The sequence below is a fragment of the Asticcacaulis aquaticus genome (assembly GCF_028550415.1).
Lineage (GTDB): Bacteria > Pseudomonadota > Alphaproteobacteria > Caulobacterales > Caulobacteraceae > Asticcacaulis > Asticcacaulis aquaticus.
In genome coordinates this window covers 1-17,430 of record NZ_JAQQKX010000027.1, presented here as the reverse complement: position 1 = coordinate 17,430, position 17,430 = coordinate 1, and the positions used below count along the sequence as shown (strand labels likewise).

General features: G+C 57.2%; 19 protein-coding genes. 6 read left to right on the top strand and 13 right to left on the bottom strand.

What is annotated here, in order from left to right; translation table 11 throughout:
• Positions 1-274: 274 nt before the first annotated feature.
• From PQU92_RS18495 to PQU92_RS18480, 4 genes are all read right to left on the bottom strand, one after another.
• Positions 275-418: a DUF2256 domain-containing protein gene (locus PQU92_RS18495; protein ID WP_272749780.1), complete on the bottom strand. Its 144-nt coding sequence runs from the start codon at positions 416-418 to the stop codon at positions 275-277.
• Positions 418-1,962 carry a cryptochrome/photolyase family protein gene (locus PQU92_RS18490; RefSeq protein ID WP_272749779.1) on the bottom strand — a complete coding sequence of 515 codons (1,545 nt, stop codon included), beginning with the start codon at positions 1,960-1,962 and terminating at the stop codon, positions 418-420. The genes PQU92_RS18495 and PQU92_RS18490 overlap by 1 nt, the downstream gene beginning before the upstream one ends.
• A gap of 66 nt (positions 1,963-2,028) precedes the next feature.
• Positions 2,029-2,238: an SDR family oxidoreductase gene (locus PQU92_RS18485; RefSeq protein ID WP_272749778.1), complete on the bottom strand. Its 210-nt coding sequence runs from the start codon at positions 2,236-2,238 to the stop codon at positions 2,029-2,031.
• Positions 2,239-2,410: 172 nt separating this feature from the next.
• Positions 2,411-2,845: a response regulator gene (locus tag PQU92_RS18480; protein ID WP_272749777.1), complete on the bottom strand. Its 435-nt coding sequence runs from the start codon at positions 2,843-2,845 to the stop codon at positions 2,411-2,413.
• 638 nt (positions 2,846-3,483) lie between these two features.
• On the opposite strand from PQU92_RS18480, the gene PQU92_RS18475 reads away from it, so the two are divergent.
• On the top strand, positions 3,484-4,278 hold the full coding sequence (locus PQU92_RS18475; RefSeq protein ID WP_272749776.1) for a glucokinase: 795 nt from the start codon (positions 3,484-3,486) through the stop codon (positions 4,276-4,278).
• Positions 4,279-4,281: 3 nt separating this feature from the next.
• A complete protein-coding gene (locus PQU92_RS18470) occupies positions 4,282-5,067 on the top strand; it encodes a response regulator (RefSeq protein WP_272749775.1) in 786 nt (261 codons plus the stop codon).
• Positions 5,068-5,131: 64 nt separating this feature from the next.
• Here PQU92_RS18470 and PQU92_RS18465 read toward each other — a convergent pair whose 3' ends face one another.
• From PQU92_RS18465 to PQU92_RS18425, 9 genes are all read right to left on the bottom strand, one after another.
• Complete coding sequence (locus PQU92_RS18465) at positions 5,132-7,333, bottom strand: heavy metal translocating P-type ATPase (RefSeq protein WP_272749774.1); 2,202 nt, start codon at positions 7,331-7,333, stop codon at positions 5,132-5,134.
• A complete protein-coding gene (ccoS, locus tag PQU92_RS18460) occupies positions 7,330-7,476 on the bottom strand; it encodes a cbb3-type cytochrome oxidase assembly protein CcoS (protein WP_272749773.1) in 147 nt (48 codons plus the stop codon). The genes PQU92_RS18465 and ccoS overlap by 4 nt, the downstream gene beginning before the upstream one ends.
• A gap of 1 nt (position 7,477) precedes the next feature.
• Positions 7,478-7,969 (bottom strand): FixH family protein, encoded by a 492-nt coding sequence (locus tag PQU92_RS18455; protein WP_272749772.1) that lies wholly within the window; start codon positions 7,967-7,969, stop codon positions 7,478-7,480.
• A complete protein-coding gene (gene ccoG, locus PQU92_RS18450; RefSeq protein ID WP_272749771.1) occupies positions 7,947-9,398 on the bottom strand; it encodes a cytochrome c oxidase accessory protein CcoG in 1,452 nt (483 codons plus the stop codon). Before ccoG ends, PQU92_RS18455 begins: the two co-directional genes overlap by 23 nt.
• A gap of 90 nt (positions 9,399-9,488) precedes the next feature.
• Positions 9,489-10,373 carry a cytochrome-c oxidase, cbb3-type subunit III gene (gene ccoP, locus PQU92_RS18445; RefSeq protein ID WP_272749770.1) on the bottom strand — a complete coding sequence of 295 codons (885 nt, stop codon included), beginning with the start codon at positions 10,371-10,373 and terminating at the stop codon, positions 9,489-9,491.
• Entirely contained in the window at positions 10,360-10,521 is a 162-nt protein-coding gene (locus PQU92_RS18440; protein ID WP_272749769.1) for a cbb3-type cytochrome oxidase subunit 3, read from the bottom strand. Before PQU92_RS18440 ends, ccoP begins: the two co-directional genes overlap by 14 nt.
• The gene (ccoO, locus tag PQU92_RS18435; RefSeq protein ID WP_272749768.1) at positions 10,518-11,288 is read right to left on the bottom strand and encodes a cytochrome-c oxidase, cbb3-type subunit II; all 771 of its coding nucleotides are present in this window, start codon (positions 11,286-11,288) and stop codon (positions 10,518-10,520) included. The genes PQU92_RS18440 and ccoO overlap by 4 nt, the downstream gene beginning before the upstream one ends.
• Position 11,289: 1 nt before the next feature.
• Entirely contained in the window at positions 11,290-12,774 is a 1,485-nt protein-coding gene (gene ccoN / locus PQU92_RS18430; protein WP_272749767.1) for a cytochrome-c oxidase, cbb3-type subunit I, read from the bottom strand.
• Between the two features lie 14 nt (positions 12,775-12,788).
• Positions 12,789-13,499 (bottom strand): sulfite exporter TauE/SafE family protein, encoded by a 711-nt coding sequence (locus PQU92_RS18425; RefSeq protein WP_272749766.1) that lies wholly within the window; start codon positions 13,497-13,499, stop codon positions 12,789-12,791.
• A 351-nt stretch (positions 13,500-13,850) separates the two neighbouring features.
• Between PQU92_RS18425 and PQU92_RS18420 the strand changes: the two genes are divergently transcribed.
• The 4 genes from PQU92_RS18420 (at position 13,851) to PQU92_RS18405 (ending at position 17,351) form a co-directional block, all read left to right on the top strand.
• Positions 13,851-14,594, top strand: a complete 744-nt coding sequence (locus PQU92_RS18420) for a helix-turn-helix transcriptional regulator (protein ID WP_272749765.1) — start codon at positions 13,851-13,853, stop codon at positions 14,592-14,594.
• Between the two features lie 137 nt (positions 14,595-14,731).
• Entirely contained in the window at positions 14,732-15,874 is a 1,143-nt protein-coding gene (locus PQU92_RS18415) for a hypothetical protein (RefSeq protein WP_272749764.1), read from the top strand.
• Complete coding sequence (locus tag PQU92_RS18410; RefSeq protein WP_272749763.1) at positions 15,874-16,974, top strand: hypothetical protein; 1,101 nt, start codon at positions 15,874-15,876, stop codon at positions 16,972-16,974. The genes PQU92_RS18415 and PQU92_RS18410 overlap by 1 nt, the downstream gene beginning before the upstream one ends.
• Complete coding sequence (locus PQU92_RS18405; RefSeq protein ID WP_272749762.1) at positions 16,971-17,351, top strand: pentapeptide repeat-containing protein; 381 nt, start codon at positions 16,971-16,973, stop codon at positions 17,349-17,351. Before PQU92_RS18410 ends, PQU92_RS18405 begins: the two co-directional genes overlap by 4 nt.
• Positions 17,352-17,430 lie beyond the last annotated feature (79 nt).

Here is a 17,430-nt window from a genome sequence, read left to right as displayed (position 1 = left end):
CGAGAAACATCCGCACAGCGCGTTCGCGGACTTCAGGTGAAAACTTGTTCGTCGTTTTGTTCATAGTAGCTCCATCTTCTCAGAAGTTGGAGCCTCCGGCAAAGCCGGGGCGGTTCACACCCAAGTTTGGGCTAAATCATACGTCCACAATGGTATGTGGTTGAAGTTATTATATAAATATCTCAATACAGCACCCACCTTGCTCCCTTACTTCCGCCACCCGATTGGAGAATTGGTGCCTGGCGACCTCATTCGTGCGTTGTGGCCAACAAGTTCACCTACCTCGCCGTCGGCAGGCTTCCGAACAGTATTTTACGTCATTCCAGACGGCTTTCCATTTTTTGCGCCATGTGAACGGCCGCCCGCACACGGGGCAGATCTTGGTTGGCAGAGCCCGTTTGGCCACGCGCTTTGGCATCAGAGTCGGCCTTCATGCATTGCCACGACATGACGCCGTGCTTCGGCGCGAAGGGCCTGTTGTTTGTCATCGCCCATGCGATCCCAGGTTGCGTAGACAAAGGGCATGCGGCGGTTCTGTTCGAAGCGGTCGCGATGGCGGGCGATGAAATCCCAATAGAGGGCGTTGAACGGACACGCCTTTTCGCCGGTTGAGACCGAGGGATCGTACGGGCAGGTGTCGCAATAGTTGCTCATGCGTCGGATATAGTTGCCGCTAGCGGCATAGGGCTTGGATGCCAGAAGCCCGCCATCGGCATAAAGAGCCATCCCGAGTGTGTTCGGCAATTCAACCCATTCATAGGCATCCGCATAGACGGCCAGATACCATTCATGAACCGCCTTAGGGTCAAGGCCTGCGATAAGCGCAAAATTGCCGGTGATCATCAGCCGTTGAATATGATGGGAATAGGCATGTTCGAGGGTGTCAGACAGGGCCTGGCGCATGCAGTTCATCCGCGTCTCACCGGACCAGTAGAACCACGGCAGGGCCTCGCGGGCTTCAAGCGCATTATTGTCCAGGTAACTCGGCATGAAGCGCCAGTAGAGGCCTCTGACATATTCCCGCCAGCCGAGGATCTGGCGGATAAACCCTTCAGCGCCGTTGAGCGGGACCCGGCCTTGCCGGTAAGCTGCTTCGGCTTTTTGACAGATTTCGAGCGGATAGAGCAAACCAGCATTGATGTAGGCGGAGAGTAGCGAATGGTTGAGATAGGGCTCGCCCTCGACCATGGCGTCCTGGTGATCGCCGAAGCGGGCGAGCATATGGAATATGAAATGATCCAGCTCGCGCAGAGCCTGGCGTCGGGTGACCGCAAAATGAAAAGGTTCCAGCCGACCGTATCCATCGGGGAAGCGACGGCGCACCAGATCAAGGACCTCAAGCGTGATGGCATCCTTGCGAAAACTCAACCGTTTGGGCGAGGTTAAGCCTTTTTGCGGCGGTTTGCGATTATCGGCGTCGAAGTTCCAGCGACCGCCGCAGGGCGAACCGTCTGCCTCAAGCAGGATGCCATACCGGCGCCGCATCTCACGGTAAAAGTACTCCATCCTGAACTCGCGTCGCCCTTCGGCCCATTTGTTAAATTCAGCATGGCTGCACAAGAAACGCGTATCGGGTAGGATGATAAACGGGACGGGGAGGGCGAGGCGCAAAGCTTCGAAGGATTCCCTAAGTCGCCACTCGCCGGGTTCGGTAACGACTACGCGCTCCGGCGCGAAATCCTCTGTCGCTCTCAATATTTCACCTTCGAGGCTCTGCCTGTTGTCCTCATCGTCGAGCGTCACATAGCGGATGGTGAAGCCTGCAACGCGCAAAGCTTGAGCGTAGTGACGCATAGCAGAAAAGAGGAAGGCGATCTTCTTGACGTGGTGACGCACATAACTTGCCTCCGACATAACCTCAGCCATGAGGATGACGTCACGGGTTTTGTCCGCCTTAGTAATGACGGCGAGTCGCGTTGAAAGCTGATCCGCGAGTATGACCCTGAGCGCACCTGTGCTCATCTTATGCGACGGTGTTCCGACGACACCCATCGCTGCTGTTTCTGAAACGCATAGGGGAGGCTATCTTCATACCCGGACCTTCGGCCTGACACGCGACAGGCCGCCGTCAACGCCGATTACCTGACCCGTTATCCAGTCATTGGCGGGATCAAGGAGAAATACAATGAGGCGTGCCACGTCTTCAGGACGTCCGATCCGGCCCAGGGCATGCATGGCTTCAGAGATTTTCCGGGAGGGAATGGAACCTAGCAAACCCGACGTGAGCGGTGTCTCCACCAGGAGAATAGGTGCTCTACTAACGCGCGCCGCCAGTTGACCGGATTTTGCTCCGCCCTTGACATCAAATTCACATACGAGCGGTTTGTAACGCCTGGACCAAATTTAAAAATGTTCTGGTGCCAATTCAATCGCGGGCAACGACATTCCGCTCGCATTCGAAGAGATTCGGTCAGCCGGTAAGACGTTGCGGGTTTTCGGCTAAGGCTTCAACCTTGAGCGATGTCCAATAGGCATCGACGTCAGCGCAGACTTGAACCACATCTACATAGTAAAAAGGTTTAGGCAGTAGAAAGTTTACGCGATGACGTCGTGCCTTATTGAGCGCATCGGCACCAGCCTCGGCGTCGCCATTGTGGCCTGCCGTCATGATTGCAATGGGAACGCGGGGTGCGAGTTGGCGATACTCATCAAGCGCATCGAGTGTATTCGTACCTTCGATAAACACGTCAAGGAGCAGAAGGTCGAAAGCCTCTTCCTTTAGCCGCGTCTTAGCCGCCTGTTCTTCTGAAACGCATACAGGTGTAAAGCCTGCTTTCTGAAACATTTTGCTAATAATAGCCGCCTGCGTACGGCTGTCTTCCAGGATAAGTACCGTCTGACTCATTCCTGACCTCCTGCATATTTGTGATCACAATGCGCCGAAGAGATTAACGGATTATATTCATCCGGGAATGGCGTAACCTGCGGCTTTTGGGACAGTTGGCTACCTGCGCAACAGTGGATTGCGTTTATGGTCCGCCGTAGGCATGGGTTTCTGGAACGATTTTGGCGTATTTGCTCACTTACTCGTTGGTAGGCCATCGTGCTCAATCCCGTTGAGAGATGCTGAACCTCCGCGTGCCGCACCGTGACGAGAAGGTGGCGCGGATAAAGGCTGCCGGTATCCTGAGCGACGATAGTGCTCGTCGCGACGGGACATGATCAGATGCGCAAGGTATTGCTGCGGGTTTATGACGCCGGGTTAATTAATCCTGCAATCAGTGAACAGACCAACCCATTGTAGTTGCGCACTTTACGATAACATAATGTCAATATTTCAATCCTAAAATTGGCGAAAATCATAAAGACAATTTCCGCCAAGGGAGGCAGGAATGGAGCGCATTTTGCTCGCAGATATCTCAAAGACATCGACCCTAAAGCTGGCTCTTGTCAGGCAAGGGCAAAGGCCAGAAGAGGCCATGTCTTTTCCGTGCCAGTCACTGGAGCAGTTCAACCAGTCAGTTTCAGATTTCATGGCATCGCATGGAAACCCAGTACTTATGGGTACGGCTGTCTCAGCTGGGGGCTGGGAAGTCGACGGCGGTCTGGCCATGCCCAACCAGGGCTATCAGCTTTCGCGAGAGGGGGCTGCGTGATCTTTTAGGCGTTCAACGGCTCCACATCGTCAATGATTGTGTTGCCAAGGCCATGTCTGTTCGCTTGTTGGACCGTGCTGATTTGTTAAAGGTCTGTGGCGGCGCGGGGGACCCGGATCAACTGAGCGTACTTATTGGTACCGGCCGGGGCCTTGGTACCGCAGGTATAGTACCGGATCATTTTGGCGAAACGATCATTCTCCCCTGTGAGGGCGGTCATTCCGACCTACCGGCTCGAAACCCGCAGGAAGTTGAAATTTTCAAATTCCTGGAGCGCAAATACGGGCATGTCTCACGTGAGCGCGCCATATCCCTGAACGGATTGGCCGATATCTATGACTACCTGATCGGGTTTGATGAAGTGCCTGAAACGGCGACAACTGCCGCCATGGTGGCCGAGCTCGCCAGCCTTGGCGCACCGGCTGCTCGCGACGCCATTCGCTACTGTCAAACCTTCCTCGCTGATGCGGCATCCGACGCAGCTCTGATGGCCGGCGCTCGTGGCGGAATTTATCTTGCCGGTGAACTCATGCTCCTGATCGGTGATCTTATCGACTGGGACGCTTTTGAGACGCGCCTTGCCGACAAGGGCCGTCTTCAGGGGTATCTCCAGGACATTCCCGTCTATCTGATCAAGGCACCGGATATCGAATTGATCGGCCTCACTTCATTATTTCACTGACGCATGACCCATACAGCCCTGATCATCGAAGACAGCGCCGTCCAAGCCAATCTGATCGGTCGCATGGTATCCGCTCAGCCTGGGTGGACTCATCTGCATTTTCCGAGCTTCCGGGAGGGCTATGAAGCCTTATCCTATTATCAGGTTCAGGCGGTGTTTCTTGACGTATTCGTCGGGCAATTCAACGCTATTAACCATATTGATGCCTTTCGTAAGAAGACGGGCACAGCGCCCGTTGTTCTGATGACGGCGGGTTCTTCGCACGAAGCGATCAGCGATACCCTGCATAAAGCCCGGCAGGCAAGGGCCGATTTCGAGCTCCGCAAGCCGTTCAACGAGGCGGATATAGGTTACATCTTCCAACAGGCCTTTCAGGCGCCGACATCGAAAGAGCGGCGTAAAACGGTGTTGGTTATTGAGGATTCCAGAACACTTCGAACCTTCATCAAAGGTATTCTGGAATTCTCAGGTTATGGTGTCCACGAAGCGGAAACTATGGAGCAGGCCTTCAAGGACGTGAACATCGCTCGCGTCGATGCCGTTCTATGCGACGTTTTCATGCCGGGCATGGGTGGGCTTCAAGGGATGAGGCACATTAAGAAGACCTGGCCGTCGGTCCCGGTCATTGCTATGTCGGCCGGCCTCGATGAAAAAGTATCGGAGACGGAGGTGTTGAAGGCGACAGAGCGACTGGGTGCCGACGCGCAAATTGCCAAGCCGTTCAAGGCAGAGGAATTGCTGGCAACGCTGAATGCTATTTTGTCATCGCCAATATTGTTGGATGTCTAGCGGCCAAATGTAGATAGAAACCTCCTGGTTGATCAAGCGAAACGCCAACAGTAGGGAGACTGATTTACGCATCACCAACAGGTGTGCCGCGATTGGGGAGTTGTTCCCGCCGAACGATACGAAAGGCGTTTAGAATGACAAGAAGTGACGATGACGACATGGCAATGGCGGCGATCATCGGACTGACCAGCCCGGCGACGGCCAGGGGCACCGCGATCAGATTGTAGCCCAGCGCCATGACGAAGTTCTGCTCCACGATGCGCTGGGTGCGACGGGCTGTGTCGAGGGCGCTGACGACGGCCCCCAGTTCACGCCCCCTGAAAATCAGGTCGGCAGCGTTCTGCGTAATGTCGAGCCCGGTCGAGGGCGACATAGATACCGATGCGGCGGACAAAGCCGCAGCGTCGTTGAGCCCGTCACCGACCATCAGGACACAGCGGCCCTCTGCCTGTAAAGCCTCGATGACACGCAACTTTTCCGCCGGGTTCAGGTCGCTGCGGGCGTCGTCGATGCCCAATTCAGCCGCGACGTGCCGCACGACGCTGTCGCGGTCGCCCGACAACATGACCACTCGTATCCCTTTGGTTTTTAATGCCTGAACGGTCGCCGTCGCGTCGGGGCGCAGGGCGTCCTCGAAGGTCAGGCGGGTAGCGACGCCGTGGCCACGCCGGAACCACAGGTCGAGCCCGTGATCGTGTGAGCCGGGCACCCCGATCCACGCGGCCTTGCCCATCCGAACGACCTCTGTGCCGACAATAGCGCGCAGCCCGTAGCCGGGAACCTCCTCAACCTTCAGCTTCAAGGCGTCTCCCCCGACACGCGTAACGGCGATGGCCACCGACAGCGGGTGACGACTTGAGGCCGCCATGGCCACGGCGATGCGTCGGTCTTCGCGCGTCAGGGCATGGCGGTTGTTCCATTCGGGTTTACCCAAAGTCACCGTCCCTGTCTTGTCCAGCACGACCGTATTGACCGCGGCCAGAGCCTCCAGCCCTTTGCCCGACTTGACCAGAATGCCGCGTTTGAACAACTGACCTGAGGCCAGCACCTGCGCCACCGGCACTGCAAGGCCCAGCGCGCACGGGCAGGTGACGATCAGCACGGCCATGGCTTTCATCAGCCCGTCTTCCCACGGGGTGCGCGCGATCCAAAGCCAGCCGAAGAAGGTCAGGGCAGCCAGAACATGCACCGCCGGGGCATAGATGGCGGCGACACGGTCGGCGATGCGAACATAGCGTGCCTGACCCTGTTCGGCGGTCTCCATCAGCCGTACCACCTCGGACAGCAGGCTGTCGCCCGAGGCCGCGTCGACCCGCGCGTCGATCGGGGCGGACAGGTTGATCGTTCCGGCATAGAGACGGTGTCCGTATTGCACCGTGCGCGGCAGTGTCTCTCCGGTGATCAAGCTGGTGTCGATGTCGGACGCCCCGCCAATTACGGTGCTGTCGGCGGCTATTTTCTCTCCGGCGGTGATGCGCAGGATCATACCCGGAGTCAGTTCGGCGATGCGCACGCTTCGTATCTGCCCGCCGTCCACAACGGTCGCCGTACCGTCGAGCATGGCCAGCAGCCCGTCGGCGGCTTCGCGCGCCTTGCCGCGTGCCTTGAGATCGAGGAAGCGCCCGATCAGTAGGAAGAACAATAGCATGACCGAAGCGTCGTAATAGACGTAACGACCATGGGAGATGGTCTCATAGAGACTCATCCCGCCGGCCAGCAGCACGGCGATAGCGATGGGCACATCCATATTGGCGCGGCCATGCTGCAAAGCTGTCAGCGCGCTGATATAGAAGGGCCGCCCGGCATAGAGCATGGCGGGCAGGGCGCCCAACGCCATTGCCCAGTGCATCAGGTCGCGCGTCGCGCCGCTCAAGGCTGCTTCGGACGAAAACCACAGGGCATCGGAAAAGAGCATGACATAGGTGGTGGCAAACCCTGCTACGGCCAGGCAGCGCAGGATGAATTGAGTTTCTTCCTGCTGACCGGCGGCCTTTGTCGTCAGGTCGAACGGCGCGACCGAAAAGCCCAGACGCTCGATTAATTCGGCCAGTTCGTTCGCCCGCGCCTTTGTAGCCTCACCCATATGGTCCCAGACGATCTTCAGGCGCTGGGTCGAATAGGTGATGCGCGCCTCGACACCCGGTTCGGCATTGAGCGCGCTCTCGATCTTCCAGGCGCAGGCGGCGCAGCGCATCCCTTCGACCTGCAAGAACAGGCTGGCGCGGCCATCGTCGCCTTGGGTGGCGTAGCAGGCGAAATCGGTCATGCTTCGTCGTCCTCGTGCAAAATGCGTTCGGCCTGCATGTCGGGGTCGTCGAACTGATGGGTGCGTACCGCCCACATAAAGGCGGCGGCCCCTATCAGCGCCAGACAGCCCGCCGCAGCGATGAGAAGGAAAAGAATATCCATCCTAATTCTCGAATAAGAAGCGCGTCTGGACCTGACGGCCCTTATCTTCGACCGTGACGTGGGCGGTCCAGCCCGCGCGCACCGGCAGATTTGCCGGGGCCGAAAAGATGCCATCGCCCTGGGCTGTCAGCACGATGTGGCGGTCGAGCGCTTTCTGCGCCGGATGGACGAACCACACCTCGACACGGGCGTCTTCCAAAGGCCGGTCGTCGTCGCGCACCGTGACGTGGTAGGCGCCGTGGTCATAGGCCCCCGCGATGCGCCAGCCGAGCCCGGCCTGCGCCGCTTCGGCGGCCAGAGCGCTGTTGTAGGCCAGACCTTTCTCGTAGGCTTGCGGCGTCACTTCACTGGGGGCATGGCGGAAGGCCAGTACCGTAAAGGCGATTAGCGGCAGCATGAAACTGAGGAAAAAGGCGGCGATGATCCACGGGACGAAACGGCCCCGGCGGCGGTCGATCTCGGCCTGGGTTTCAGCGGACGAAATAGCTGTCATGGCGGGCACTCCTGCGGGTTACGGGATCGGTCAGGACGAAGCGGATATCGGTTCGACCAGGCGCACCGTTAGAGGTCGTCAGGCGCACGCGGAATTCACCGACGCTGTTGGCGGGGACGGACAGGTGCGTCACGGGCACGTCTCCGGCGGCCAGCACCGACAGATCGCGGGCAACAACACCCTCGACCAATAGGGTGTAGCGACGGTCTTCGTGCGATTTGTTGAGAATTTTCAGACTGTAGGCATTGCGCACGTCACCATCGCTGAGGCGGACGAACTGCGGCGCACGGTTGTGGATGATGTTCAACTCGGTCGTCTGACGCGTCAGGATTGCCCCCAGCATGACGCTGCCAACCACGGTCAGAATAAGAGCGTAGCTGATGGTGCGCGGTCGGACCCAGCGCACACGGGGTTTGGCGCGCACGCTGGGGGCGGTCGGGTCGGCGACGACGGTAGCGGCTCTGTCCGCGCGGCGACGAAAGCTGATATCGAGGCGGTGGGTCTGATTATTTTCGGTGTCGTAGCGAATGAGGTCGCCGGGCAGGTCGAGCTTTTTCATGACGTCGTTGCAGGCGTCGATGCACAGACCACAGGAGATGCACTCCATCTGAAGCCCGTCGCGGATGTCGATCCCCATCGGGCAGACCACGACGCAGGCCGTGCAGTCGATGCAGTGCCCACGATTGTCCCAGTTATCGCCCTTCTTATGCTTGCCGCGCGGTTCGCCGCGTTCCGGCTGATAGGAGATGATCAGCGTGTCCTTGTCGAACATGGCCGACTGAAACCGCGCATAGGGGCACATATAGGTGCAGACGTTTTCACGGGCGAACCCGGCCATGAAGTAGGTCGAAAGCGTGAGCGCCACGATCCAGCCGATCACGCTCCACGACGCGTCGCCGTGCCACATATCCGACAGCAGCGTCGGTGCGTCGTTAAAATAGAAGACCCATGCGCCGCCGGTCAGGGCACCGATCACCAGCCAGATCAGGTGCGTCAGCCCCTTCTTCCAAAGTTTTTCGACGGTCCATCGGCTGTCGTCGAGCTTCTTGCGCGCGTTGCGGTCGCCCTGCACGAAGCGCTCGACCCAGACGAAGAGGTCGGTCCACACGGTCTGCGGGCAGGCATAGCCACACCAGACGCGCCCCAGCAAGGCCGTGGCAAAGAATAGACCGATGGCGGCCAGAATGAGTATGCCGACCAGCAGATAGACTTCCTGCGGCCAGATTTCGATGCCGAAAAAATAGCCGCGCTGCCCGGTCAGGTCGATGAAGATGGCCTGATCCGGCACGTGCGGCCCGCGGTCCCAGCGCAGCCACGGCGCGGCGTAATAGAGACCAAGCAGCGCGATCATGACGATCCACTTCACAGTACGGAAGGTGCCCCTGACGCGGCGCGGGTAGATTTTGGCGGCTTTTTCGAAATAGGACATGGGGTTGTTTTCTTCTCGCCCCCGGCCTTCGCAGGCGAGGCGATAATGTTCCTACGCCTCCCTGACACGTCAGGAAGGCGTAGTTTTTGGTTACTCGCCGCCGCCCAGACTGTGGACGTAGATGGCGAGCTGACGACGGGTATCGTCATCGAGGCGGTTTTCCCAGGTCGGCATGACCCCGGCGCGGGCGCTGGTGACGGTCTGGATGATCGAGGCCTTGTCGCCGCCATAGAGCCAGATGGCGTCGTTGAGGCGCGGTGCCCCCAGCTCGCGGTTGCCGATCCCGCCGTCGCCGTGACAGGTGACGCAGTTAGCGGCATAGACCGCTTCCCCCCGCACGAAAGCATCGGCCCTGGGTGCGGTAGCCCCCTGAGGGAGCGCCATCACATAGGTTGCCACATCGTCGATCTGAGCCGCATCGAGGATGCCGTCGCGACCGAAAGCGGGCATCATCGCCTGATGGGTTTCGGGGTGCGAGGAGCGGCTGCCGACCTTGATGGTGTGGTAGATGTCCTCGACCTTGCCCCCGAACAACCAGTCGTCGTCATTGAGGTTCGGATAACCCTTGCGGCCTTCGCCTCCGGCCCCGTGGCAGGCGGCGCAGTTTTCCTTAAAGGCGACTTCGCCCCCGGCGCGGGCGAACTCGTAAAGGCCCTTGTCGGCCTTGACCTGTTCGAAGCTGGCGGCGTGGAACTTGGTCAGCCACGTGCTCTGGCGCTTCGTGATTTCGGCCTGTTCGCGCTTGAGCTTGCCGTACTGCGTCCAGCCCGCGACACCCTTGGTGTGGCCGCCGGGTGTCGGCCAGGCCGGATAGACGACCCAGTAGCCGATGGCCCAGACGATGGTCACCAGCCAGACGATAAGCCACCAGCGCGGGGCGGGGTTATTCAGTTCCTTAAGGCCATCCCATTCGTGGCCGGTCGTCTCGACGCCGGTCGGACCGTCGATCTCCTTGTCGTGCTTATCCTTCGACATGGTCAGCCTCCTCGTCCTGAAGGGGGATCAGGCGGTGGGCCTGAAGTTTAGCCTTGTTCTTCGGCCAGTACGCCCAGACGGCGATGGACACGAAGGTCAGGGTGAAGGCGAGCGTGATCAGCCCGCCCAGAAGCGAGGTATTCATCATTTCGCTTTCTCCATATGTCCGGGGGCGGTTTTGGGTGCCTTTTTGATCGCGTAGTCGGGATCGTAGGTGGTGAAATCGACGTCGGTACCCAGCTTTTGCAAGTACGCGATCAGAGCGTCCATTTCGGTGATTTCATTAGGATTGCCGTCGAAATCGCGCACCGCCACCTTGTCGCCATAGCGCTCCAGCAGACCCGACGCGTCGGCGGTCGGATTGGCCTGCGCCTCGTAGTCGATGGCGGCTTCGGCGATCATCTCTTTGGTATAGGGCACGCCCAGAGTCTTCAGGGCTTTTAGGCGCTTGTTGATACGCCAGTCGCCATAGGGCTTATCGGCCAGAAAGGCGTAGGAGGGCATGATCGATTCCGGCACGACCGCGCGCGGGTTTTTCAGGTGCGCCACGTGCCAGTCGTCGGAATATTTGCCACCGACACGGGCCAGATCCGGCCCCGTGCGCTTTGATCCCCACAGGAAGGGGTGGTCGTACATGCTTTCGGCCGCCAGCGAATAGTGGCCGTAGCGCTGCTGCTCGTCCCGCAGCGGACGGATCTGCTGCGAGTGGCAGGTGTTGCACCCCTCACGGATATAGATTTCCTGCCCCATAAGTTCGAGCGGCGTGTAGGGTCGAACGCCCTTTACCGGCTCGATGGTGGTCTGCATACGGAACAGCGGGACGATTTCGATGATGCCGCCGATGGACACGGCGATGACCGTGAAGATCAGCAGCCACATCGAGTTTCGCTCAAGTTTGGCGTGTTTCTCTAACATTTCAGGCATGCTCCGGAAGGGCTGCGCCGGTTGTGACGGCATCGGGCTGGGCGATGGTCTTCCAGACATTGACCACCATGATCAGGGCACCCACCAGGAACAGTCCGCCGCCCACCGCGCGGATGATGTAATAGGGGTGCATGGCCTGCACCGTTTCGACAAACGAATAGGTCAGGAAACCCATCTCGTTATAGGCGCGCCACATGAGGCCCTGCATGATGCCGGCGACCCACATCGAGCTGATGTAGATGACAATACCTACCGTCGCGACCCACAGGTGGACTGAGATCAGCTTGTTGGAATACATGCCCGCCTTCTTCCACAGGTGCGGCACAAGGTAGTAGATCGCGCCGAAGGAGATGAAGGCGACCCAGCCAAGCGCGCCGGCGTGGACGTGGCCGATGGTCCAGTCGGTATAGTGCGACAGGGAGTTGACAGTCTTGATCGACATCAGCGGCCCTTCGAAGGTGGACATGCCGTAAAAGCTGAGGGCGATGATCATGAATTGAAGCACGGGATCATCGCGCAGCTTGTGCCACGCCCCCGACAGGGTCATCATACCGTTGATCATCCCACCCCACGACGGCATCCACAGGATGATCGAGAAGGTCATGCCGAGGGTCTGTGCCCAGTCGGGCAGCGACGTATAGAGCAGGTGGTGCGGACCGGCCCAGATATAGATGAAGATCAGGGCCCAGAAGTGGATGATCGAGAGCCGGTAGGAATAGACCGGACGATTGGCCTGTTTCGGCACGTAATAATACATGATGCCTAAGAAGCCCGCCGTCAGGAAGAAACCCACCGCATTGTGGCCGTACCACCACTGGATCAGGGCCGACTGCACGCCCGCCCAGACGCTGTAGCTGTGAACGCTGCCCAGTTGAAACGGCAGGGTCAGGTTGTTGACGACGTGCAGCAGGGCGACCGTCACGATGAAGGCCAGATAGAACCAGTTCGCGACGTAGATATGGGGTTCCTTGCGCTTCCACAGCGTGCCTAGGAAGTTGATCAGATACCCCACCCAGACAACGGTCAGCCACAGGTCGGCGTACCATTCGGGCTCGGCATATTCCTTGCCCTGCGTCACGCCGAAGACGTAACCGAGGCCTGCCATCAGGATGAAGGCCTGATAGCCCCAGAAGGTGAACCAGCTCAGCCCATCATTGAACAGGCGCGCCCGGCAGGTGCGCTGCACGACGTGGTACGAAGTGGCGAACAGGACGTTGCCGCCGAAGGCGAAGATGACCGCCGAGGTATGCAGGGGTCGCAGCCGCCCAAAGGTCAGATAGGGCGCGAAGTTGAGGTCGGGAAAGGCCATCTGCAAGGCGATGACGAGGCCGACCAGAAACCCGGCAATGCCCCAGAACAGGGCGGCGATGGTGAAGAATTTGAGGATTTTCTCGTCATAAACGGGATGAGCAGAAGCGATTTTTGGCGGCGCGGTGGCCGTCGCATCGCTGGCTCCGGATAGGGTGAGGGCCTGCATATGAGTTCCTTCGGTTATGGTTTTACGCTTAGGGCAAACAAAATGGCGGCATTGGCGCCCAGCGCCACGAGGCGAAAGGCGTCCTGAAGCCACGGAAAACGTTGGAAAAGCGGCTGGCCCAGCAGGCCGGCGCCCATCAGAGCGGGCATGGTGCCGAGCCCGAAGACTAGCATGCCAAGCGCACCCGTCACGGCATTGCCCGAGGTCGCGGCGGCCAGAAGCGCCGTATAGACAAGGCCGCAGGGCAGAAGGCCCAGGCCCAAGCCCAGCGCATACCGTCCGATCAGGTTGCGGGCAGCGATCAGGCGCTGAATCTGGCGAAAGCCGCAGGGCAGGGGGAGTGAGGGGCGAAACGGCAGACGTAACCCGAAACGCGCCAGCAACCCCTCGGCCAGCAGAAACAGGAAGGCGGCACCGACCAGCGCCAGCGTCGCACGGCGGATCAGGGCGAAGGCCGGGTTGGCGCTCAGCAGGTAAAAGGCGCTGCCCGCGATCAGGCCGAGCACGGCATAGGTGGTCAAACGGCCCGCATGATAGGGCAGCAACAGTCGCGACAGGCCTTTACGGGGGCTGGCGGCCCCCTGCATCAGAACAAATGGCGCGCACATGGTCAGGCAATGAGCAATGCTGCCAGTCAGGCCAGCTAAAAACAATACAAAAAGTAAGGGCTTTTGGCCGCCAATTATCTCGCCGCACATGGCGATCCAATGATTGTTTACGGACATGAGAATACAGGTCTTCTTCCGCAGATTATTACCTGTATTGGTAAGTTTATCTGCGATAAAAATTTTAATTTACGAGCATATCAATGTGTCATTGCGTCAATGATGTGCTATTTATAGCAGGAAATGCTCCCGATAGAAAATTTTGTCAAAGCGTATTTATTAAAAATAAACGCGACAGTTTGTCGCAATGTCATTGATTTACTGCGAGTATTTTGTGATAATTGAACCCGAATGTCGGGTGGTGGCAAGAGAGCGTTCTCGAAGTTGCCCCTTGTTCTTGTTTATAGGTTTTCGGTTGCGTCTTCAGCAAGGTTTGCCATATCGGTAGTCTTCACGAGACGGGAAACAATCATGCCTTCTTATGTCCGAACGCGGTTATTAGCTGCGCGAGAATTCGCGATCGATGAACTGGAGGGGCTACGGTCCAATCACCCCGCTTACGACACTTCGATAATAGACACCCTTCGTCACTTCGTCCCATTTGAATATTATTTTTTCAGCGGGGTCGATCTCGATAACTGCAGGACGGGAACCAACCTCCTGCTGTTGAGCAACATGCCAGAGCTAGGTGTACAGGAATACCACAATTCAGGCTTGGTCGAGTCTGACCCTCTGATCACCCTGGTAAGTCCGGACAGGCCGGTCATGGCCTGGTCGGAGGTGCCAGAGACGGAGCTGCGCAAACCAAAAGTTCAGGCACTCGTGCGGCTGTTGAATGAGCATCACATTCCGCCGCGGTTAATTGTCTCTCAATGGAACCGCCAAGGTGTCTTCTATGGATTGGCGGGATATGCACGACAGAAACCATTCACATTGGAAGAGACGGCAATGCTCACGTGGTTTTCCAATCGCATACATCACGATCTTTGCGAGCCTGTCCTGACGGGCTTCAATCAACGTATCGGCCTTTCCAACGGTGAAAGGGCCTGTATCGAGCTGGCGTCGAAAGGCCGGACAAGTGAAGAGATCAGTAAGGATCTGAAGCTCAGCACTGAAACCGTCAATAGCTACATCAAAATTGCGTCTCGCAAACTTGGTGCGCGGAACCGAACGCATGCTATTGCAGATGCCCTTCGTCTCGGGATTATTGAATAATTACGGAAGTAACCCCCTGCTCCAGGCTTGAAGACATAAAGCCCGATCTTGACTCCCAAAACTGGGGCCCTTTGCTTAACGGTATGTAAACACCACGCGATCTACAAGTGCCCCATATTTGGATAACGGGGTATTTTATGTCCGGCCTAGGATCACAAAAAGAGGTGCGCAGCCTGTCGAATCTGAGCGAGACAGCATCGACCTCTCGGGTATTGAACCTAGGTTACATATCCAAGACAAGTGCAAATGACCGGGATTACACGGCAAGACCGTTTTTCCGAAACCGCCAGATGAACCGGTCCATCATCTTAAAGCATACCGTTCGCCAGAATGAACGGGCCTTATTTAGCAAAGCGAAGCGTACAGCCACGAAAATTATCCTGCCGTTTGATTTAGATGATCTCAAGCTTGGTGGGCAGTCAGTTCTCGTAGGACAGACCGGATATGATGTATTTCTCAAGCATATATATAACACGTCCGACATATCAACCTTGGCAGATGCCGAGGTTTTGCAGTGCCTCGACGAATTGCCGTCTCTGGATCCCTTTTTGGTTCGGGAACATCTAGCACGACGGCATCACAAACCCGCGGCCTGCTACCTCAAGATTTCCCCCGCTGATGTTGCTCAGATGATCGGCTTCGCTAATTCTGAGATTGAGAGCTTAGTGCGAACGGCTTTTGGGTCAGCCTTGCAGACCGGGACTACAAAGCTGACCAGCAAAATATTGTCTAACGAATTGGACAATGAACTTGAGCCGCTTCGTCTAACGCTCAGATTGACAGGCGACGAATGGTCGGACGGCATTTTTTCCTGGCGCGGCTTTCTCTACTTCAAGTGGCGACACTTGCACCTTCAGGATGAGCTCAACCGGGTGATAGAGGGCCTTTCTACTTATCAGCCATTGTCGACGCGTGACCGCGCACTTGCCGATTTTCTCCAGGAAATCCGGCCTCGTTTAGCCAGGCGCATCGTCACCGCAATCGGCAATCTTTCGCGGACACTTGCCGTGTATGACCAGGCCTATAGTGCGTTGGTCAACGGAATGAATCCGGGCCCCTTTCGGCGCTTCCTCATTGAGGGGCCCTCCATGTTTTTTGAGCTTGGCGAGAACATCGGCATTCTCAGCCATATCAGTTCTTTCTGGGGTTACCGGATGAAGACGGGGCATGGAATGCTGAGATTGTCTGCAGAAGAATACGCCGATCTGCTCATGGACTTCGAAGACAGCCTGTCGATAATCTATGTCGACGATGGTGCGAACGCCGTACAGGTGTGGTGATGGTTGCAACGCCGTTTCGCGTTAAATCCGGGTCACCTGACTCCACCGAGCCAGATATTTATGCGTTTTCCGAAAGTTATAGAAATAGTCCTTTCCTGCGTGCGACGATAAGCCTTGGCGAAAGAGATAAGAATATCGTTTTCAATACCCTCAACGAATGCATGCTGGAAGCTATGGATCTGCCGCCTAAGGTCCTTGTTTTTGACGTGAATAGCATAACGCCAATCCTGTGCGCTCATATTCAGCGCCTAAGGGCTAATGACGAGACACTGAATACGGCTGTGGTCGTTCGATCTGCACAAATTGAAGAGCGGCAATTGCTTGATCTCTTGGCTTTAGACGTAAACCACATAGGACTTGCTCAGGGACGCGACAGGGCGACTTTGGATGAGATCGCTGCGCTTTTACGTGTTAGCAAGCGTTATTGCCACGTCAGCCCTGCCGTGGCCAATTTGAGGGCGAAGGTTAGAGACAGACTTACGACTCCGCCGGCTTTTTCAATGTCTGAGTCCTTACTTCGAAAATGTGAAATGCATTACGAGTTTCAAGTCGAAGCTCACATAGCTTCCGTTGATCGCGGAGTGCCGGTTTGGGGTTACGTTCCGATTGATGACGACAAAATTGCTATCTTTGCGGCCTTTGCCGCTGGCAATGTTCTGGCGGCGCGCAAACAATGCCAGCGTGTGCAGTCGATATTGACCGAAAGCACCTTCAACACTGCCAGCCCGCTGGCAGCAATAGACCATCTGCGAACTACCATAGCGGCCTTCGGGTCAGGTAATAATCCACTGGATATTGCGTATATAGTTTTGGACCGCTCGACCCGATTGGCTACATGTGCAACGACCTGTGAGAGCATTCTAATCGGTGCCAATCATCTTGTCGAAAGACTTCCCGCAGGATGTACTCGGCCTGGACGGGACGAGTTAAGGGGAGGGGAGGAAACACCCTTTTCATTTGACTTAACAGACGCACTTTTACTGACCTTAGATGGTAGCGCCATAACTGGGGTTGATTGTGAAGGGGGCGAGATATCAAAGTCTCGCTCATGGCTGCGAGTAAGCTTCGGGCGCTCAAAAGCGAAAACGAGGGCTCAATGAGGCGGATTTCGACTCATGATTTACAGGGCATATTCATAAGGCATGAAATGTTTTGCCGAGGGGAGCCTGGGGGTGCGCGCGCCTTATTGGCGCGGTACGACCTGCGTGATGCCGACCTTTCGGGCAAATTGTTGACCGGCGCGGATTTTTCCGGAGCGAATCTGAAAGGTGTCGACCTGTCGGCAGCCATTCTTGATCGAGCCGCATTCACCTGCGCTGATTTGAGCGAGGCTAACTTACATCGCGCGGCGCTGCGGAGCGCAGACTTGCGCGGGGCGTGTTTGAGAAATGCCAATCTATCGCTTGTCGATTTAGTTGATGCCGATCTAAGCGAAGGACTGAACCGCCCCGGCTTTGCCGGAGGCTCCAACTTCTGAGAAGATGGAGCTACTATGAACAAAACGACGAACAAGTTTTCACCTGAAGTCCGCGAACGCGCTGTGCGGATGTTTCTCG

Coding starts and splice junctions, on each gene's coding strand:
- PQU92_RS18495 (WP_272749780.1), bottom strand. CDS start 418: ATGCCAAAGCGCGTGGCCAAACGGGCTCTGCCAACCAAGATCTGCCCC.
- PQU92_RS18490 (WP_272749779.1), bottom strand. CDS start 1,962: ATGAGCACAGGTGCGCTCAGGGTCATACTCGCGGATCAGCTTTCAACG.
- PQU92_RS18480 (WP_272749777.1), bottom strand. CDS start 2,845: ATGAGTCAGACGGTACTTATCCTGGAAGACAGCCGTACGCAGGCGGCT.
- PQU92_RS18475 (WP_272749776.1), top strand. CDS start 3,484: ATGGAAACCCAGTACTTATGGGTACGGCTGTCTCAGCTGGGGGCTGGG.
- PQU92_RS18470 (WP_272749775.1), top strand. CDS start 4,282: ATGACCCATACAGCCCTGATCATCGAAGACAGCGCCGTCCAAGCCAAT.
- PQU92_RS18465 (WP_272749774.1), bottom strand. CDS start 7,333: ATGACCGATTTCGCCTGCTACGCCACCCAAGGCGACGATGGCCGCGCC.
- ccoS (WP_272749773.1), bottom strand. CDS start 7,476: ATGGATATTCTTTTCCTTCTCATCGCTGCGGCGGGCTGTCTGGCGCTG.
- PQU92_RS18455 (WP_272749772.1), bottom strand. CDS start 7,969: ATGACAGCTATTTCGTCCGCTGAAACCCAGGCCGAGATCGACCGCCGC.
- ccoG (WP_272749771.1), bottom strand. CDS start 9,398: ATGTCCTATTTCGAAAAAGCCGCCAAAATCTACCCGCGCCGCGTCAGG.
- ccoP (WP_272749770.1), bottom strand. CDS start 10,373: ATGTCGAAGGATAAGCACGACAAGGAGATCGACGGTCCGACCGGCGTC.
- PQU92_RS18440 (WP_272749769.1), bottom strand. CDS start 10,521: ATGATGAATACCTCGCTTCTGGGCGGGCTGATCACGCTCGCCTTCACC.
- ccoO (WP_272749768.1), bottom strand. CDS start 11,288: ATGTTAGAGAAACACGCCAAACTTGAGCGAAACTCGATGTGGCTGCTG.
- ccoN (WP_272749767.1), bottom strand. CDS start 12,774: ATGCAGGCCCTCACCCTATCCGGAGCCAGCGATGCGACGGCCACCGCG.
- PQU92_RS18425 (WP_272749766.1), bottom strand. CDS start 13,499: ATGTCCGTAAACAATCATTGGATCGCCATGTGCGGCGAGATAATTGGC.
- PQU92_RS18420 (WP_272749765.1), top strand. CDS start 13,851: ATGCCTTCTTATGTCCGAACGCGGTTATTAGCTGCGCGAGAATTCGCG.
- PQU92_RS18415 (WP_272749764.1), top strand. CDS start 14,732: ATGTCCGGCCTAGGATCACAAAAAGAGGTGCGCAGCCTGTCGAATCTG.
- PQU92_RS18410 (WP_272749763.1), top strand. CDS start 15,874: ATGGTTGCAACGCCGTTTCGCGTTAAATCCGGGTCACCTGACTCCACC.
- PQU92_RS18405 (WP_272749762.1), top strand. CDS start 16,971: ATGAGGCGGATTTCGACTCATGATTTACAGGGCATATTCATAAGGCAT.